Source organism: Mesorhizobium monacense, from assembly GCF_056781675.1.
Genome location: NZ_CM165567.1, coordinates 5,784,366 through 5,800,892, shown reverse-complemented (window position 1 = coordinate 5,800,892; position 16,527 = coordinate 5,784,366). Strand labels below are relative to the sequence as shown.

Genomic DNA, 16,527 nt, shown 5'->3' with positions numbered 1-16,527 from the left:
GTTCTTGCTGCGAAGCCCTTAGCCGATACGGCGCGGCCGATAAAGCAGCGAGCGCTGGGCCACGAAAGTCGGCAGGACAGAGGGGGGTGTGACGGAACGCTACCTTCGTACGAGAAGGGAGTTACCCCACGAACCCCACCTTCTTATGCGTGTTATCGCAGAACGGCTTGTTCTCCGAATGGCCGCAGCGGCAGAGGAAAACCCGCGTCGTGCGGTCGATCGTGTGCCCGGTGCCGGTGACGATCTCGGCATTGCCTTCGAGCTTGAGCGGGCCGTTGGTGGTCGGCGTCACTTTCAGCGGCCCGTTCCTCGCCTCCAGCGCCGGCGTATCCTTGAGCGACGGCTCGCCGGTGGCGGCGAAGCCGGTCTTGTTGTGGCTGCCGTCGCAGAACGGCTTGTTTGCCGAGGCGCCGCAGCGGCAGAGCGTGGCGCGGTAGAAGGTCTCTTCGCCAAGCACGATCTCGGCATGCACCGCCAACGGGCCGTTTTCCCTGAGCCGCACGGTGTTGACCACCGGCGGCTGTTCCTGCGGCCCGCCATCCTTGCGACGGTAGGTGTTGGCGCCGGACGGGCAGCTCTCGGCGATGGCGACGATCTTCTCGACGCTGGCCGCCTCGGGATGTATCCACTCGCCCTTGGCGTTGGGCACGAAGACATGCGGGTCGCCCAGCACGCAGTTGCGCGAATGGATGCAGCGCCGGCCGGAAAAGCCGACATCGATGTTCTCGCCTTCGACCGTGCCTGCCATGGGTAGGTCTCCTGTGATGGAAGGCAAGCTAGGGCGATGGAGCGGAGGGCGTCAAGCCAGGTAGCCCATTCAGAGGGCAATCACTTCAGCGTTGGCGCCGCCCCTCATCCGCCTGCCGGCACCTTCTCCCCGTAAACGGGGCGAAGGGCGCCCGGACCTCCGGTTTCGCCAACCGCCAGCTCTGCATTGGCCCTCAGCGCTGTCCGAGTCCTTGATGCTTAAAACGCCCACCTTCACCCTAAGCTGAATTGACCGTACCACCTCGACATGCCAAAGGCCCGGCCTAGCCTTTCATCTGGAGACGCCCTGATGACCGATCGCATTGAGATCGCCGGATTGCGGATTGCCCGCGAACTGCATGACTTCGTCGTCAACGAAGCGCTGCCCGGCACTGGCATTGCCGCCGATGCGTTCTGGAACGGGTTTTCGGCCATCGTCCACGATCTGGCACCGAAGAACCGGGCGCTGCTGGCAAAACGCGACGCTATGCAGGAAAAGCTCGACGGCTGGTATCGCGACAATGGCGCGCCGCTCGACATGGAGGCCTACAAAGGCTTCCTGAAGGAGATCGGCTATCTCGTGCCTGAGGGACCCGCCTTCAGCGCCTCCACCGACAATGTCGATCCCGAGATCGCCGTGGTCGCCGGACCGCAGCTGGTCGTGCCGGTGATGAATGCGCGCTATGCGCTCAACGCCGCCAATGCGCGCTGGGGTTCGCTCTATGATGCGCTCTACGGCACCGATGCCATCCCCGAAACGGGCGGCGCGGAAAAAGGCAAGGGGTTCAACCCCGTGCGCGGCGCCAAGGTCGTTGCCTGGTCCAAGGACTTCCTCGACCAGTCGGCGCCGCTCACCTCCGGCAAATGGGCCGGGGTCAACGGCCTGTCGGTCGCGAATGGCGCGCTCAAGCTCAGCGCCGGCGCCGGCGGCACCACGCTGGCCGATCCGAAACAGTTTGCCGGCTATCGCGGTGATGCAGCGAACCCCGAAGCCGTGCTGCTGGTCAAGAATGGCCTGCATATCGAGATATCGATCGACCGCGCCAACCAGATCGGCCGCACCGACCCGGCGGGCATCGCCGACATCATCCTGGAATCGGCGCTGACCACCATCCAGGATTGCGAGGATTCGGTCGCGGCGGTCGATGCCGAGGACAAGGTCGTCGTCTACCGCAACTGGCTCGGCCTGATGAAGGGTGACCTCGCCGAAGAGATCAGCAAGGGCGGCAAGACGTTCGTCCGCAAGCTCAATCCGGACCGCGGCTACACATCGCCCAACGGCGGCCAGCTTGCGCTGCCCGGTCGCTCGCTGATGCTGGTGCGCAATGTCGGCCACCTGATGACCAATCCGGCAATAACAGACCGCGACGGCAACGAGGTGCCGGAAGGCATCATGGACGCGGCGCTGACGGCGCTGGTCGCCCTGCACGATGTCGGCCCGGGCGGGCGGCGGATGAATTCCCGTGCCGGCTCGATGTATGTGGTGAAGCCGAAGATGCATGGGCCGGAGGAAGTCGCCTTCGCCGTCGAGATTTTCGACCGCGTCGAAGCGCTGCTCGGCATGGCCAAGAACACCATCAAGATGGGCATCATGGACGAGGAGCGGCGCACCACCGTCAACCTCAAGGAGGCGATCCGCTCGGCAAAAGAGCGTGTGGTGTTCATCAACACCGGCTTCCTCGACCGCACCGGCGACGAGATCCACACCTCGATGGAAGCCGGCCCGATGATCCGCAAGGGCGACATGAAGCAGGCCGCCTGGATTTCCGCCTATGAGGCCTGGAACGTCGACACCGGTCTCGAATGCGGGCTGGCCGGCCACGCCCAGATCGGCAAGGGCATGTGGGCGATGCCCGACCTGATGGCGGCGATGCTGGTCGAGAAGATCGCCCATCCCAAGGCTGGCGCCAACACCGCCTGGGTGCCGTCGCCGACGGCGGCGACGCTGCACGCCACCCACTACCACAAGGTCGATGTGCACGCCGTGCAGGCGGCGCTGAAGAACCGGCCCAAGGCCAAGCTCGACGACATCTTGTCGGTGCCGGTGGCGGTACGGCCGAACTGGACGCCCGACGAGATCCAGCGCGAACTCGACAACAACGCGCAAGGCATTCTGGGCTATGTCGTGCGCTGGGTCGACCAGGGCGTCGGCTGCTCGAAAGTGCCTGATATCAACGACGTCGGCCTGATGGAGGACCGCGCCACGCTGCGCATCTCCTCGCAGCACATCGCCAACTGGCTGCGCCACGATGTCTGCTCGAAGATCCAGGTCATGGATGCCCTGCAACGCATGGCGGCCATCGTCGACCGCCAGAATGTCGGCGATCCGCTCTACCAGCCGATGGCGCCCGATTTCGACAGCTCCATCGCCTTCCAGGCCGCCTGCGATCTGGTCTTCAAGGGCAGCGTCCAGCCCAACGGCTACACCGAGCCGGTGCTGCACAAGCGGCGGCTGGAGCTGAAGGCGCGCGGGCAGGCCTGAACCGAAGGCCAGGCGCCAGCGCCCCTCCCCTCAAGGGACTACGCCGCTTACCCCTCGTCTCACGCAGGCGAGATCGAGCACGACATGAAGATGTCGGTATGTCTGACATGCTCCGGGGTTTCGCGGAAGGACGGGCACGGTGTGAAGCCGAACGACTCGTACACGGCAATGGCGTGCGTCATGTAGAACGTCGTGTGGATCAACACTGTTCGGCTCCGGCCCTTCGCGATTTCCGCCAGTGCTGCCCCCATCAGCGCACGGCCGATTCCTTTTCCGCGAAACGATTCATCGACAAAGAATTTATGGATCTCCACCGACTTGTCGTCGAACGGGTCGAAGGCGAGGCAACCCGCCGGCAGGCTCTCCGATCGCGCGATGAACGGCATGGCATCCGGCGCGCCGAACGTCGCCGCCAGTTGGCTGCTGCTTATCTCCGGGTGGAAAATCGCCATCACGTCTTCTGCCGAGACGCCGTAAGGTTGCACCGCATCGGCGTCCCATTGCGCAAGATTGCGGCAAAGCCCGGCCATGACACGGAAGTCCTCGGCGCTGCGCGCCGGCGAAACCGAAATCATCCCCCGCCTCAGCTCCAGGTTAGGTCCATGACCGTAACATACGCGACTATCGGGCGCGAACCCGTATGAGCACTTCCAGCGAGCGGCAGAAGTCTACGCCGCCTGCGCCATCCGCTCCGACATCATGCGATAGGAGATCGCCTCGGCCAGATGGATGCGGCCGACGGTCTCGCTGGCGTCGAGGTCGGCGAGCGTGCGCGCCACTTTCAAGACGCGATGGTAGGCGCGCGCGGAAAAGCCGAGTTTTTCGCTGGCGTCCTTGAGCAGCGCCAGGCCGGCGGTATCCGGCACGGCGATCTCCTCGATGATCGAGGGCGAGCAATGCGCATTGGTGGTGGCGCTGGTGACGCCCAGCCGCTCGAAACGCTCGCGCTGGATGGTGCGGGCGCGCGCCACGCGCAACGCCACGGCCGCACTCTTCTCCGCCTTGTCGGGCCGGATCAGATCGCCGGCCGAAACCGCCGGCACCTCGATGCGGAGATCGATACGGTCGAGCAGCGGGCCTGATATCCGCGCCTGGTAGTCGGTGCGGCAGCGCTCGCCGCGCAGGCAGCGATAGCCCGGCTCGCCGGCCATGCCGCAGCGGCACGGGTTCATCGCCGCCACCAGCTGGATGCGCGCCGGATAGGTGACGCGATGGTTGGCGCGCGCGATCATGCAGTCGCCGGTCTCGAGCGGCTGGCGCAGCGCGTCGAGCGTCTGCGGCGTGAATTCGGGAAACTCGTCGAGGAACAGCACGCCGTGATGGGCAAGCGACACTTCGCCGGGCCGGGCCCGCAACCCGCCGCCGACCATCGCCGCCATCGAGGCAGAATGGTGCGGGGCACGGAACGGCCGCCGGTCGGTCAACTTGCCTTCGCCGAGTTCGCCCGCGACCGACGCGATCATCGAGACTTCGAGCAATTCCTTTGGCGCCAGCGGTGGCAGGATCGACGGCAGCCTTTGCGCCAGCATCGATTTCCCCGAGCCCGGCGGGCCGACCATCAAGAGATTATGCCCGCCGGCCGCCGCTACCTCCAGCGCCCGCTTGGCGCTCTCCTGGCCCTTGATGTCGGCAAGGTCGGGCAGGTCGCGTGCCGAGGCGTGGATGCCGGCTTCCGGCCGCGACAGCACTTGCGTGCCGCGAAAATGATTGGCGATGGCAATCAGGCTGCGCGGTGCCAATATGTCGAAATCCTTGCCGGCCCAGGCCGCTTCCGGCCCGCAGGCGAACGGGCAGATCAGGCCCTTGCCTTCGGCATTGGCGCCGATCGCCGCCGGCAGCGCGCCGGCCACCGCGGCAATGGTGCCGTCGAGCGACAATTCGCCAAGCACGACATAGCCGGCCAGCATGTCGCCCGGAATGGCGCCAAGTGCCGCCATCAGGCCGAGCGCGATCGGCAAATCGTAGTGGCTGCCTTCCTTGGGGAGATCCGCCGGCGCCAGATTGACTGTCACCTTCTTCGACGGCATCGACAGGCCCGAGGCATGCAATGCCGCCTGCACCCGCTCGCGGCTTTCAGCCACCGCCTTGTCGGCCAGGCCGACGATATGCATGTTGACCTTGCCCGGCGCGATCATCACCTGGACGTCGACCGGCACGGCCTCGATGCCCTGGAAAGCAACCGTGCGAACCCGCGCCACCATATTTTTCAACACCCCCGGACCTGACTCGCTCAAAGCCGATGCAATCAGGCCGTGAGCGACGTCGAGCAAGACAAGCACAGATTTCCGAGTTAATCAAGAACATTACGGGAACGTATGGTCAGTCGCCTTCCGGCGAAATGTCAACGCAGTGCGCAGAACTCCATCGGACTGCCTCCGCCCGGAGTAGAATTAACCAACATGGAAAAGGCGAAGGGGTTTGTCACCGATCCGACTCGCATACGATGTTATGGTTGGAAACGGGGGACATCCGCAGCGCGTCCAGGCGCAAACGCGAGGAAGACAGGATGCCGACCTTAAGCAATGGCAGTGAGCTCACCGTATGGGAAGAACCCGAATTTCCCAATCCGAGCCCTGACGCGGTGCTTTTCAGCATTACCGAAACCGACGGCGACGTGATCGGACCGATAGGGGCAAAGGCGGATTTCCCATTCGGTGGGATCGACCTGGCTTCGGTTGATGTCTTCGACGGCTTCTTCACCATCACCAGTCTCACCCACGAGGGCAGGACCGAGACCTGGACGACGGTGGAAACGCAGGTTTTCGACAATGAAGGCAATTTCGTCCGCACCCTGACTGACCAGGCGGCCTACCTGTCGGCCCGGATCGTCTCGGTCAACGCCGACGGCCCCGACACCGTCACGGTGACATGGATCGGGGCGAACGAATATTTCGGCGGCGAAAATACCCAGTACGGCCAGCATCAGATCACCCTGGAAGGCGGCGCGCTTCAGCCCAACACCTTCGTCAATCATGCGCCCACGGTGGCCAATCTGAATTTGTCGGTTTCGCAGGGGCAATTTCTCGACGACATCAAGTTCAGCGCGGCGGATGCCGACTACGATCTCCTGAGCTTTGTCATCCTGGACGGGCCCGACCATGGCACCCTCGAGCCGAGCACAAATTTCGACGGCAACTACTATCCGTTTCACCAAGGTCACGTCGGCACCAGCCTGCACTATCATCCGGGCTTTCTGAGCGACAATCTGTTCGACTACATGCCCGAGGCCGGCTTCGTCGGCACCGACAGCTTTACGGTTTACGCCACCGACGGCCAGGGCAACAGCAATGTGGCGACGATTGCGGTCACTGTCACACCCCCGGCCGAATCGATCACGATGAGCGACGCCACAAGCACCGTGAGCTATGGAAGCTACGATCATGCCGTTCTCGTCGCCGCACTGGGCGGCGACGACCGCGTCAGCGGCACCCCGTTCAACGATACGCTCGACGGCGGCGCCGGCCACGACCAGCTGTTCGGCGGCGCAGGCGCCGACACGATCATCGGGGGTGCGGGCACCGATTGGCTGAAGGGGGGCGGCGGCAATGATGAGATGAGCGGCGGTGCCGGCACAGACGCCATCCGCGGCGACACGGGCGACGATGTCCTCGACGGCGCGACCGGCTCCGACGACCTGCGGGGCGGCGCTGGTGACGACAGCCTCAATGGCGGCGCCGGCCGCGACCGACTGGCCGGCGACGCGGGCAGGGATGTCTTCGTGTTCGACGCGCTTGGACCGGCGAACTACGACAGTATCGACGACTTCAATGCGCTGGATGATATGTTCCGGCTGGACAGTTCCGTATTCGTCGGGCTGTCGGCCGGCCCGCTTTTCGCTGCGGTCTTCGGGCTCGACAACAAAGCCACCGATGACAGCGACCACATCCTTTACGACGACGCGACAGGCGCTCTGCTGTTCGATGTGGACGGCGTGGGCGGAGCGGCGGCTGTCCAGTTCGCCACCGTGCGCCCAGGCACCTGGCTCACCGCCGACGACTGCTTCGTGGTCTAGGGCAATTCCAGGAAAAGCGTGCAACGGTCTTCCGTCAGGAATTGCGTAAAAACAAAGAGTTAGAGGATCGGTGGGGCGCAGTTACGTGGACTACCGCCTCTTGTTCTCAACTGCATCCCAGAACAGGCTGGCGATGTCGGCGCCACCAAAGCGCTGCACTTCGCGCACGCCGGTCGGCGAAGTCACGTTGATCTCGGTCATGTAGTCGCCGATGACGTCGATGCCGACGAGGATGAAGCCTCGCTCCTTCAGCGACGGGCCGATGCGGGCGCAGATCTCGCGTTCGCGCTCCGTCAGCTCGGTCTTTTCGGCGCGGCCGCCGACATGCATGTTGGAACGCGAATCGTGCTCGGCCGGCACCCGGTTGATGGCGCCCACCGGTTCGCCGTCGATCAGGATGATGCGCTTGTCGCCCTTGCGCACGTCCTTCAGATAGCGCTGCACGATATAGGGCTCACGGAACATCTGGCCGAACATTTCGAGCAGCGAGGCGAGGTTGCGGTCGGCCTCATGCAAATGGAAGATGCCGGCGCCGCCATTGCCGTAGAGCGGCTTGACGATGATGTCGCCGAACTCCTTGCGGAAGGCGGCGACTTCCATGGGATCCTTGGTGATCAGCGTTTCCGGCATCAAGTCCGGGAATTCGGTGACGAAGATCTTTTCCGGGCTGTTGCGTACCCAGGCCGGGTCGTTGACCACCAGCGTCTTCGGGTGGATGCGCTCGAGGATGTGCGTGGTGGTGATGTAGTTCATGTCGAAGGGCGGATCCTGACGGAGCAGGATGACATCCATCTCGGACAGGTCGGTGCGCACCTTCTCGCCCAGCGAATAGTGGCTGCCCTTCTCGTCGCGGATCTGCATTTCCTCGATGCGGGCAAACACCTTGCCGTCGCGCATCGACAGCCGGTCGGGCGTGTAGTGGAACAGCTGGTGGCCTCGCCGCTGTGCCTCCAGCGACAGCGCAAACGACGTGTCGCCGGCGATCGACACCGTTGAGACATGGTCCATCTGGACGGCGATTTTCAAGGGCATCTTGGGTCTCCGGCGCGATCCTTGTCGCCGATATAAGGAACTCGGCGGCTTCTGCCAATCAGCCAGAGCCTATCGATCGAAGACGAGGCGGGAATAGCCGATGAAGGAAAGCGCCATGGCGACCAGCGAGGCGATAGCGAGCGCCGCCAGCGGCGGCATTGCCGGCAGGGCAACCAGGATCGCGCAATAGACGGCATAGTTGACGATGCTGGTGGCGATGCCGACGCCGCCATAGCGCGCGCCCTCCGTCGCGATGCCGCGGCTCGACGGCGAGAAGGTCAAATGGCGGTTGAACTGCCAGGTGACGGCCAGCGCAAAGCCGATCGAAAGCACGCGGGCGACCAGCGGGCCAAGCGGCGTGACGGCCAGCAGCAGCCACAGGGCCGCCGCATCGGCGACGAAACCGACGCCGCCGGCAAGGATGAAGTGGAGGAGACGGCTCACGGTTCTACGCCGCCCGGGGAGTCTTGCCCGGTGAGGGTTTCAGGGCAGTCTGCTCAGCGGCCCGTTCACGCCGTTCGACGCGGCCGGACGGCATCGACAGATAGAAGATGCGTTTCTGTTCGGCGCGGCCGCGCGAGACCGAATCGAGGATCAGCCCGGTCACCACCGCCAGCATGGAGAGCAGCAGCAGGCCGACGGACAGCACCCAGGTCGGCATGCGGGGCACGAGGCCGGTTTCGGCGAATTCGATCAGCACCGGCGTCATCAGGGTGAGGCTCGCCCCCAGGAAGAACACGGCAAAGGCGCCGAAGAAGCGCAGCGGTTGCGTCTCCTTCATCAGCATGGCGAACATCCAGAGGATCCTGGCGCCGTCGCGATAGGTCGACAGTTTCGACGATGAGCCCTCCGGCCGGCGGCCATAATCGAGCGCGATCTCGCTGACCGGCAATTTGAGCTGCGAGGCATGCACCGACATTTCGGTTTCGATCTCGAAGCCGCCCGAAACGGCTGGAAAGCTCTTGACGAAGCGCCTGGTGAAGACGCGGTAACCGGAGAAGATGTCGGTGAAATCCGAACCGAACAGCCGCTTGTAGAGGCTGTTGAAGATGCGGTTGCCGAAGGCATGGCCGGAGCGGCCGGCGTCGTCGGTGACGCCTCGCCTGGTGCCCACCACCATGTCGCAGCGTTCGGTCAGAAGCGTGTTGATCAGCTGCGGCGCGTCCTCCGGCGCGTAGGTGCCGTCGCCGTCGGCCATCAGATAGATGTCGGCCTCGATGTCGGCGAACATGCGCCGCACGACATTGCCCTTGCCCTGGCGCGGCTCGCGGATGACGGTGGCACCGGCCGCGCGGGCTCGCAGCGCCGTCAGATCGCGCGAATTGTTGTCGTAGACATAGATCGCGGCCGAAGGCAGCGCCTCGCGGAACCGCCGCACCACCTCGGCGATCGTCGGCTCCTCATTGTAGCAAGGCAGGAGCACGGCAATATCGGGCTCGTGGCGAACTTCATGCGGCATTTTCGTCTCCGGAGGCCTGTTTTGGCACGCTGGCCGCGTTGAGTGCCAGCCCGTTCAAGCGGCTTTACTATTTATTGAAGCCGTTAAGGCTAGGTTTAAGCCGCATTTCTTCCCACAAGGGTCACGACGATGAGCTCAGGCAAGGCCGGCGCTTCCTCCTGGAAGCCCGATTTGATGCTGGCGCTGCTTGCCATGCTGGTGGCGCTGGCCGTCAATGCCGGCACCGGCTTCCGCGAATTGACCGATGCCGGCGGCGACAATGACAATCTGCTGCGTCTGGTCGAGGTCCGCGACCTGCTCAGCGGCCAGGGCTGGTTCGACCTGCACCAGTACCGGATGGGGCTGGAAGGCGGCTTCGTCATGCATTGGTCGCGGCTGGTCGACACGCCGATCGCCGCCATCATTCTTGTCGTGCAGGCCTTGACCGGCAGCACCGCTCTTGCCGAGGATGTCGCGCAGATTGCCTGGCCGTCGCTGCTCTTCTGCCTGACCGTGTTCTTCACCACCCGCGCGGCGCGCAATGTCGCCGGCGAGAGCGCGGTTTTGCCCTCCGTCGTCGTCGGCGCGGCGGCGTATCATTTCATCGGCATCTATTCGCCGGGGGCGCTCGATCATCACAACGTCCAGCTGATGCTGACCATGGCAAGCCTCTGCCTGTTGCTGGAGGCGCCGGTGCGACGGACGGCAGCGCTTTTCTCCGGACTTTGCGCCGCGCTGACGCTCGCCGTCGGCATGGAAACCGTCCCCTATGTCGCCACCATCGGCGTCTCGGTCGCTCTGCTGTTTGTCGTCGACAGGTCGGGCGAGAGCCGGATCGCCAGGGATTTCGGCCTCGGCTTTGCCGGTGTCTCGGCCCTGGTCTTCATTGCCACCATCCCCTTCTCGGCATGGGGCCAGGCGCAATGCGATGCCTTCTCGACCGTGCAGTTCGTCGTGGCGGCACTTGCAGGCACCGGCCTTGCGGCCATCGCGTCGATCGATGCCGCCGGTCGCAGCTGGCAGCGGCGTCTCGTGTCGCTCGGCCTGCTCGCCGCAGCCATTGCCGCGGTCGTCGTGGCGCTGTTCCCGCAATGCCTGGCGGCTCCCTATGCCAATCTCGATCCGCGCCTCAAGGAACTGTGGCTCGATCACATCGACGAAGCCCAGTCGCTGTTCACGCTTCTCGCCCATGCGCCGGCCCGCGTGGCGGCCCGCTACGCCACGCCGCTGGTGGCCATCGTGCTGATGGCGATCAGCTTTGGCCGCGGCAACTGGCGGCGACAGGAAGGCCTCGTGGCTGCGTTGCTCGTCGTTGCTTTCGCCGTGAGCGTCTGGCAGGTGCGGGGCTCGACATTCTCGATCGGCTTCGCCGTCATCCCGCTCTCGGCCTGGATCGCCAAATGGCGACAGCGCGCCGAGGTCAGCTCCTCACGCGGCGTCGTCCTGCGCATGGCCGCTGCCTGGCTGGTGTCGGTGAACGCCGTCTGGACCGGTGCCGCGGCGGCAACCTCGGTGGCGCTCGATTCCAAGAACACTGTGGCGGCCGACAGCGAGACCGACAATCGCTGCTACCGCATGGCGACCTTTGCGCCGCTCGGCCACATGCCTGATACCACCGTGCTGGCGATCTCCAATCTCGGCGCACCGATCCTGGCCTATTCGGGACATCGCGTGTTCGCCGGGCCTTATCATCGCAACATCGCCGGCAACCTCTTGGCGCTCGATGCCTTCCTGGGATCTGCCGACGATGCGCGCAAGATCGTGGCGGATCATCACGTCGGCCTGGTCGCGCTTTGCCGCGGCAGCACCGAAAGCGAGCTTCTGGCCGAGAAGGCGCCGCAGGGCTTTCTCGCCGGGCTGATGCACGGTAGCGTGCCGGACTGGCTCGAGCTGGTGGCGGAGACCAAGGGAACCCCGATCGAACTCTATCGTGTCCGGCAAGGCGCCTGAAGGCATCCGTCCCTGAAAGGGCCGGACATTTGATGCGATCGGCGGCCTTTTTTTCAGCCGGCGAAAAAATCGATTTGCGATACGTTTCCTAAAGGGTTTGCTGCCAGTCTGCGCGTGAATTCGGACGTGCAAACAGGGACACCGATGCAAACGACGTTTGGCACCGGGCAGGCAGCTAAGGAAAACACGGATCTGGCGTTCACGGATGCGTTGACCGGGCTCGGCAATCATCGCCGTTTCTTCGACAAGGTCGACCGCCTGATCAGCGATCGGTCCGAGGACCCGGCGCCCTTCACCGTCGGCATTCTCGACCTCGACGGCTTCAAGCCGATCAACGATTTGTTCGGCCACAAGGCCGGCGACGACATCCTGATCCAGGTGGCGATGCGGCTGCGCGCGTCGATGGACAGCTATTCCACCGTTTGCCGCATCGGTGCCGACGAGTTCGCCTACCTCTATCCGATGGTGTTCAGCGAGGAGGCGGCGGCGGAAAGGTCGCGCATGCTGATCGAGATCCTTTCGGCGCCCTACGATGTCGGTGAGCGCACGGCCAGGCTTTCGGCCTCCGTCGGCTGCTCGCTGTTCTACTCCGGCGACGAGACCACCGAGATCCTGGTCAACAAGGCCGAAACCGCGCTCTACCATGCCAAGCGCTCCGGCCGTGGCCGGGTCGTCGTCTACACCCGCGAGATGGAAGAAGCCGCCAAGCGCGTCACCCGCATCGAGCAGGCACTGCGCCGCGCCGTTTCGGCCGGCGAGGTGGAGCCGCATTTCCAGCCAATCGTCGATCTCACCACTCGCCGCACCATCGGCTTCGAGACACTGGCGCGCTGGACCGATCGCGATCTCGGCATGGTGCCGCCGAGCGTCTTCATCCCCATCGCCGAGGAACGCGGCATCATCGGCCCGCTGTCGCAGCTGGTGCTGCGCAAGGCCACCGAGGCGGCCCGCAGCTGGCCGAGCGATCTGTTCCTGTCCTTCAACCTGTCGCCGTCGCAGCTTGTCGACCAGAACACCGGCCTGCACATACTGGCGATCCTCGACCGCACCGGCTTCGACCCGCGCCGGCTGGAGATCGAGATTACCGAAACCGGCCTGATGAACGATCCGGCCTCGGCCGAGAAGATCGTCGAGGATCTGCGCCGCGTCGGCATCCGCGTTTCGCTCGACGACTTCGGCACCGGCCAGTCCTCTCTCGGTCGGCTGCGCGAGTTCCATTTCGACAAGCTCAAGATCGACCGCGCCTTCGTTTCCTCCATCCTCGACGACCGGCCGTCGGAACACATCATCCGCGCCATTCTCGCCATGTGCGAGGGGCTTGGCATGGACGTGGTCGCCGAGGGTATCGAGGAGGAGGCGCAGGCGGACCGCCTCGTCCAGTTCGGCTGCGCCGGCGGGCAGGGCTATCTGTTCGGCAAGCCGGTCGATGCCGACGCCACGCTCGGCTATCTGCGCGATTCCTATCGCGGTGCCTTGCGCGCCAAGGCGATCTGACGGCGGTTACCGCCAAAGCGTCGCCCATCCGGCGGCCCCGGTGAGGGCGCTCCCTTCATTTTGTCAGACATAAGCGCCAAAATCCGTTTTTCGCCCTTGCTCGCCAGAGATCGCTGGATAGGATGCGCGCCGTCCATAGCGGAGAGAAAAAACATGATGCCATCGGCGCGCTTTGCCGACCTTGAAGGCGCCTCGGTGCTGATCACCGGCGGCGGCTCCGGCATCGGCGCCGCGCTGACCGAGGGCTTCTCCCGGCAGGGCGCGAAGGTCGCCTTCATCGATATCGCCGATGGCCCGAGCACAGCACTTGCCGATCGCATCGAAAACGAGCTTGGCCGGCGGCCGCTCTACCTCAAGACCGACCTGCGCGATATCGAAGCGCTGCGGGCCTCGGTCGCCAAAGCGGCTGCTGCGCATGGCGATGTCACCGTGCTGATCAACAACGCCGCGCTCGACGACCGCCATGCCGTCGAGGACGTCACCGTCGAGTTCTGGGACAACAACCACGCGGTCAATCTGCGTCCGCATTTCTTCACCGCGCAGGCTGTGGCGCCGGGCATGAAGCGGGCCGGCGGCGGCTCGATCATCAATTTCACCTCGACCTCCTATCTCATCAACCACCCGGACATGCCGGCCTATACGGCCGCCAAGGCCGGCATCCTCGGCCTCACCAAGGGGCTCGCCGGCAAGCTCGGCGCCGACCGCATCCGCGTCAACGCGCTGGCGCCCGGCTGGGTGATCACCGAACGGCAAAAAGAGCTCTGGGTCACCGAACAGGGGCTCGCCGCCCATCTCGCCAAGCAGTGCATCAAGGAGGTCATGCAGCCGGACGACATCGTCGGCACGGTGCTGTTCCTGGCGTCGGACGCTTCGCGCATGCTGACCGCCCAGATGCTGATCGTCGACGGAGGCTTCCTGTGAGCACGCTACCAGCGGTCGCGGCGGTCGATTGGGGCACCACCCGCATGCGGGTCTGGCTGATCGACGAGAAAGGCAAGGTTCTCGCCGAGCGTCGCGGCGACGACGGGCTGATCACCGCGCAGCAGAAAGGGTTTTCGACCATTCTCGAAGGACATCTGGCGGCTCTCGGCGCGCCGGAAGCGCTGCCGGTCATCGTATGCGGCATGGCCGGCTCCCGCCAGGGCTGGCTCGAGGCGCCTTATGTCACCGTGCCGGCGCCGATCGGCGCCATCCTTGCCGGTGCTGCCCGCATTCCCGGCCAGCAGCGGGATATCCGTATCGTGCCCGGCCTCGCCCAGCGCCTCGCCGATGCGCCCGATGTTATGCGCGGCGAGGAAACCCAGCTTGCCGGCTCCGGTTTGCCGGCAAACGGCCGCCATCTCGTCTGCATGCCGGGCACGCATTCGAAATGGGTCCTGGTCGAGGACGGCGCGGTTGCCGGCTTCGGCACCTGGCCGACCGGCGAACTGTTCTCGGTGCTGGCGGCGCACTCGATCCTGCGCCATTCGCTGGGCGAGCAGCCGAAGCCCGTCGCGTCGGACAGTCCGTTTTTCCAGGATTGGTGCCGCAGGGCGCTGGCCGAAGGCGGCGATGTCACCTCAAAGCTGTTTTCGATCCGCGCCGCCGGCCTTCTGCAGGACTTGAAGCCCGACGATGCCGCCGCCTGCCTGTCCGGCCTGCTGATCGGCGGCGAGATCGCCTCGGCCAAGCGCTGCTATGGGGCAGGCGCGGCACCCGTCGTGCTGGTCGCCTCCGGCGCGCTTGCGACGCTCTATGGAGAGGCACTCGGCCTTGCCGGGTTCGACGTAAGAGCCGTCGACGCCGATGATGCGGTGCGGGTCGGCTTGGTCGAAGCCGCGCGCGAAAACGGCATGATCGCCAGAAGTGGAGTTGCAGCGTGACCCAGACCGCACCGTTCCCGAAGCTCAAGCGCGGCCTGGTCGCCATCCTGCGCGGGCTGAAGCCCGAAGAGGCGGTGGCCATCGGCACGGCAGTCTTCGAGGCCGGCATCGAGGCGATCGAGGTGCCGCTCAATTCGCCAGACCCGTTTTCCTCGATCGCCGGCATCGCCGGGGCGCTTCCGGCCGCCGCGCTGGTCGGCGCCGGCACGGTGCTGACACCGGCCGATGTCGACGGCCTGCACAAGGCCGGCGGCAGGCTGCTGGTCAGCCCCAACATCGACGCCGATGTGATGCGCCGCGCCATGGACCACGGCATGGTGACGATGCCTGGCGTCTTCACACCGACCGAAGCGTTCCAGGCCATCCGGCTCGGCGCGTCGGCGCTCAAATTCTTCCCGGCCAGCGTGCTCGGTGCGGGCGGCATTTCGGCCGTGCGCGCGGTGCTGCCGGCGGACACGCTGATCGGCGCCGTCGGCGGCGTCTCGGAAAAAGATTTTGCCGGCTACAAAGCGGTTGGCGTCACCGTCTTCGGCCTCGGCTCCAGCCTGTTCAAACCGGGCATGCGCGTCGACGAGGTGGCGGCTCGCGCCCGTGCCGCGGTGGTGGCCTGGGACATGGCTTTCGGGGGCGCATGATGGACACTGTTTCGGTCTTTTGCGACCACATCTGTCAGCTCGGCGAGGGCCCGAGCTACGATCCCGGCACCGATGCTCTGTTCTGGTTCGACATCGTCAATGGCCTGCTGTTGGAGAAGGGCGTTACCTCCGGCGCGCTGAAGATCCATGCGCTTGGCCTGATGGCCAGCGCCATCGCCATCATCGACGACCAGCGCCAGCTGATCGCCACCGAAACCGGCCTGCATATCCGCGATGTCGCGACCGGCAGGCTGACGCCGCACACGCCGATCGAAGCCGACAATCCGCTGACGCGCTCGAACGATTCGCGCGTCCATCCCTGTGGTGCCTTCTGGGTCGGCACGATGGGCAAGGGCGAGGAAAAAGGTGCAGGCTCCATCTATTGGTTCTTCAAGGGTGAGCTCCGCCGGCTGTATTCCGACATCACCGTGTCGAACTCGATCTGCTTTTCCGAGGACGGAACGGTCGCCTATTACACCGACACCGGCACCGGGCTGCTGATGCGCGTCGCCTGTGACCCGGTAACCGGCCTGCCCCTCGGCGAGCCGAAGGTCTTCGTCGACCATCGCTCGGCCAAGGGCTATGTCGACGGCTCGGTCGTCGACCGCGACGGCGTGCTGTGGAACGCCGTCTGGGGCGGCAAGGCGGTCAAGGCCTATGCACCCGACGGCACGCTGCTGCGCGCGGTTTCGATGCCGGTGACGCAACCGTCCTGCCCCGCCTTTGTCGGCGCGAAGGCCGATAGGCTGGCGGTGACCTCGGCCTGGAAGGGCAAGGACGACAAGCAGCGCAAGCTCGACCCGCAGGCCGGCATGACCTTCCTGATCGATATTCCCGTCAACGGCCGCTTCGAGCCGCGCGTGCTGATCGCCTGA

Annotated in this window: 14 protein-coding genes; 8 read left to right on the top strand and 6 right to left on the bottom strand. The window is 65.1% G+C overall.

Features of this window, described 5'->3' with window-relative positions; translation table 11 throughout:
- Positions 1-121: 121 nt before the first annotated feature.
- Positions 122-748, bottom strand: a complete 627-nt coding sequence (locus AC1RUK_RS27700; protein WP_481838093.1) for a CDGSH iron-sulfur domain-containing protein — start codon at positions 746-748, stop codon at positions 122-124.
- A 309-nt stretch (positions 749-1,057) separates the two neighbouring features.
- Here AC1RUK_RS27700 and AC1RUK_RS27695 point away from each other — a divergent pair, with 309 nt between their 5' ends.
- Positions 1,058-3,229, top strand: a complete 2,172-nt coding sequence (locus AC1RUK_RS27695) for a malate synthase G (RefSeq protein WP_481838094.1) — start codon at positions 1,058-1,060, stop codon at positions 3,227-3,229.
- A 59-nt stretch (positions 3,230-3,288) separates the two neighbouring features.
- Here AC1RUK_RS27695 and AC1RUK_RS27690 read toward each other — a convergent pair whose 3' ends face one another.
- Both AC1RUK_RS27690 and AC1RUK_RS27685 read right to left on the bottom strand, forming a co-directional pair.
- On the bottom strand, positions 3,289-3,759 hold the full coding sequence (locus AC1RUK_RS27690; protein WP_481838095.1) for a GNAT family N-acetyltransferase: 471 nt from the start codon (positions 3,757-3,759) through the stop codon (positions 3,289-3,291).
- A gap of 138 nt (positions 3,760-3,897) precedes the next feature.
- Positions 3,898-5,430 (bottom strand): YifB family Mg chelatase-like AAA ATPase, encoded by a 1,533-nt coding sequence (locus AC1RUK_RS27685; RefSeq protein ID WP_481839375.1) that lies wholly within the window; start codon positions 5,428-5,430, stop codon positions 3,898-3,900.
- 137 nt (positions 5,431-5,567) lie between these two features.
- On the opposite strand from AC1RUK_RS27685, the gene AC1RUK_RS27680 reads away from it, so the two are divergent.
- The gene (locus AC1RUK_RS27680) at positions 5,568-7,241 is read left to right on the top strand and encodes an Ig-like domain-containing protein (RefSeq protein WP_481838096.1); all 1,674 of its coding nucleotides are present in this window, start codon (positions 5,568-5,570) and stop codon (positions 7,239-7,241) included.
- Between the two features lie 90 nt (positions 7,242-7,331).
- Here AC1RUK_RS27680 and gshB read toward each other — a convergent pair whose 3' ends face one another.
- The 3 genes from gshB to AC1RUK_RS27665 form a co-directional block, all read right to left on the bottom strand.
- The gene (gene gshB, locus AC1RUK_RS27675) at positions 7,332-8,273 is read right to left on the bottom strand and encodes a glutathione synthase (RefSeq protein WP_481838097.1); all 942 of its coding nucleotides are present in this window, start codon (positions 8,271-8,273) and stop codon (positions 7,332-7,334) included.
- Positions 8,274-8,342: 69 nt separating this feature from the next.
- Entirely contained in the window at positions 8,343-8,717 is a 375-nt protein-coding gene (locus AC1RUK_RS27670; RefSeq protein WP_481838098.1) for a GtrA family protein, read from the bottom strand.
- Positions 8,718-8,721: 4 nt separating this feature from the next.
- Positions 8,722-9,732 carry a glycosyltransferase gene (locus AC1RUK_RS27665; RefSeq protein ID WP_436170084.1) on the bottom strand — a complete coding sequence of 337 codons (1,011 nt, stop codon included), beginning with the start codon at positions 9,730-9,732 and terminating at the stop codon, positions 8,722-8,724.
- 129 nt (positions 9,733-9,861) lie between these two features.
- On the opposite strand from AC1RUK_RS27665, the gene AC1RUK_RS27660 reads away from it, so the two are divergent.
- The 6 genes from AC1RUK_RS27660 (at position 9,862) to AC1RUK_RS27635 (ending at position 16,527) form a co-directional block, all read left to right on the top strand.
- A complete protein-coding gene (locus tag AC1RUK_RS27660; protein WP_481838099.1) occupies positions 9,862-11,661 on the top strand; it encodes a GtrA family protein in 1,800 nt (599 codons plus the stop codon).
- Between the two features lie 144 nt (positions 11,662-11,805).
- Entirely contained in the window at positions 11,806-13,155 is a 1,350-nt protein-coding gene (locus AC1RUK_RS27655) for a putative bifunctional diguanylate cyclase/phosphodiesterase (RefSeq protein ID WP_481838100.1), read from the top strand.
- Positions 13,156-13,308: 153 nt separating this feature from the next.
- Positions 13,309-14,076: an SDR family NAD(P)-dependent oxidoreductase gene (locus tag AC1RUK_RS27650; protein WP_436170087.1), complete on the top strand. Its 768-nt coding sequence runs from the start codon at positions 13,309-13,311 to the stop codon at positions 14,074-14,076.
- Positions 14,073-15,017 carry a 2-dehydro-3-deoxygalactonokinase gene (locus AC1RUK_RS27645; protein ID WP_481840145.1) on the top strand — a complete coding sequence of 315 codons (945 nt, stop codon included), beginning with the start codon at positions 14,073-14,075 and terminating at the stop codon, positions 15,015-15,017. Before AC1RUK_RS27650 ends, AC1RUK_RS27645 begins: the two co-directional genes overlap by 4 nt.
- Complete coding sequence (locus tag AC1RUK_RS27640; RefSeq protein ID WP_481838101.1) at positions 15,014-15,652, top strand: 2-dehydro-3-deoxy-6-phosphogalactonate aldolase; 639 nt, start codon at positions 15,014-15,016, stop codon at positions 15,650-15,652. The genes AC1RUK_RS27645 and AC1RUK_RS27640 overlap by 4 nt, the downstream gene beginning before the upstream one ends.
- On the top strand, positions 15,652-16,527 hold the full coding sequence (locus tag AC1RUK_RS27635; protein WP_481839377.1) for an SMP-30/gluconolactonase/LRE family protein: 876 nt from the start codon (positions 15,652-15,654) through the stop codon (positions 16,525-16,527). Before AC1RUK_RS27640 ends, AC1RUK_RS27635 begins: the two co-directional genes overlap by 1 nt.

What these genes read in the sequence shown, in the direction of transcription:
- AC1RUK_RS27700 (WP_481838093.1), bottom strand. Translation starts at nt 748, where the DNA reads ATGGCAGGCACGGTCGAAGGCGAGAACATCGATGTCGGCTTTTCCGGC.
- AC1RUK_RS27695 (WP_481838094.1), top strand. Translation starts at nt 1,058, where the DNA reads ATGACCGATCGCATTGAGATCGCCGGATTGCGGATTGCCCGCGAACTG.
- AC1RUK_RS27690 (WP_481838095.1), bottom strand. Translation starts at nt 3,759, where the DNA reads ATGGCCGGGCTTTGCCGCAATCTTGCGCAATGGGACGCCGATGCGGTG.
- AC1RUK_RS27685 (WP_481839375.1), bottom strand. Translation starts at nt 5,430, where the DNA reads ATGGTGGCGCGGGTTCGCACGGTTGCTTTCCAGGGCATCGAGGCCGTG.
- AC1RUK_RS27680 (WP_481838096.1), top strand. Translation starts at nt 5,568, where the DNA reads ATGTCAACGCAGTGCGCAGAACTCCATCGGACTGCCTCCGCCCGGAGT.
- gshB (WP_481838097.1), bottom strand. Translation starts at nt 8,273, where the DNA reads ATGCCCTTGAAAATCGCCGTCCAGATGGACCATGTCTCAACGGTGTCG.
- AC1RUK_RS27665 (WP_436170084.1), bottom strand. Translation starts at nt 9,732, where the DNA reads ATGCCGCATGAAGTTCGCCACGAGCCCGATATTGCCGTGCTCCTGCCT.
- AC1RUK_RS27660 (WP_481838099.1), top strand. Translation starts at nt 9,862, where the DNA reads ATGAGCTCAGGCAAGGCCGGCGCTTCCTCCTGGAAGCCCGATTTGATG.
- AC1RUK_RS27655 (WP_481838100.1), top strand. Translation starts at nt 11,806, where the DNA reads ATGCAAACGACGTTTGGCACCGGGCAGGCAGCTAAGGAAAACACGGAT.
- AC1RUK_RS27650 (WP_436170087.1), top strand. Translation starts at nt 13,309, where the DNA reads ATGATGCCATCGGCGCGCTTTGCCGACCTTGAAGGCGCCTCGGTGCTG.
- AC1RUK_RS27635 (WP_481839377.1), top strand. Translation starts at nt 15,652, where the DNA reads ATGGACACTGTTTCGGTCTTTTGCGACCACATCTGTCAGCTCGGCGAG.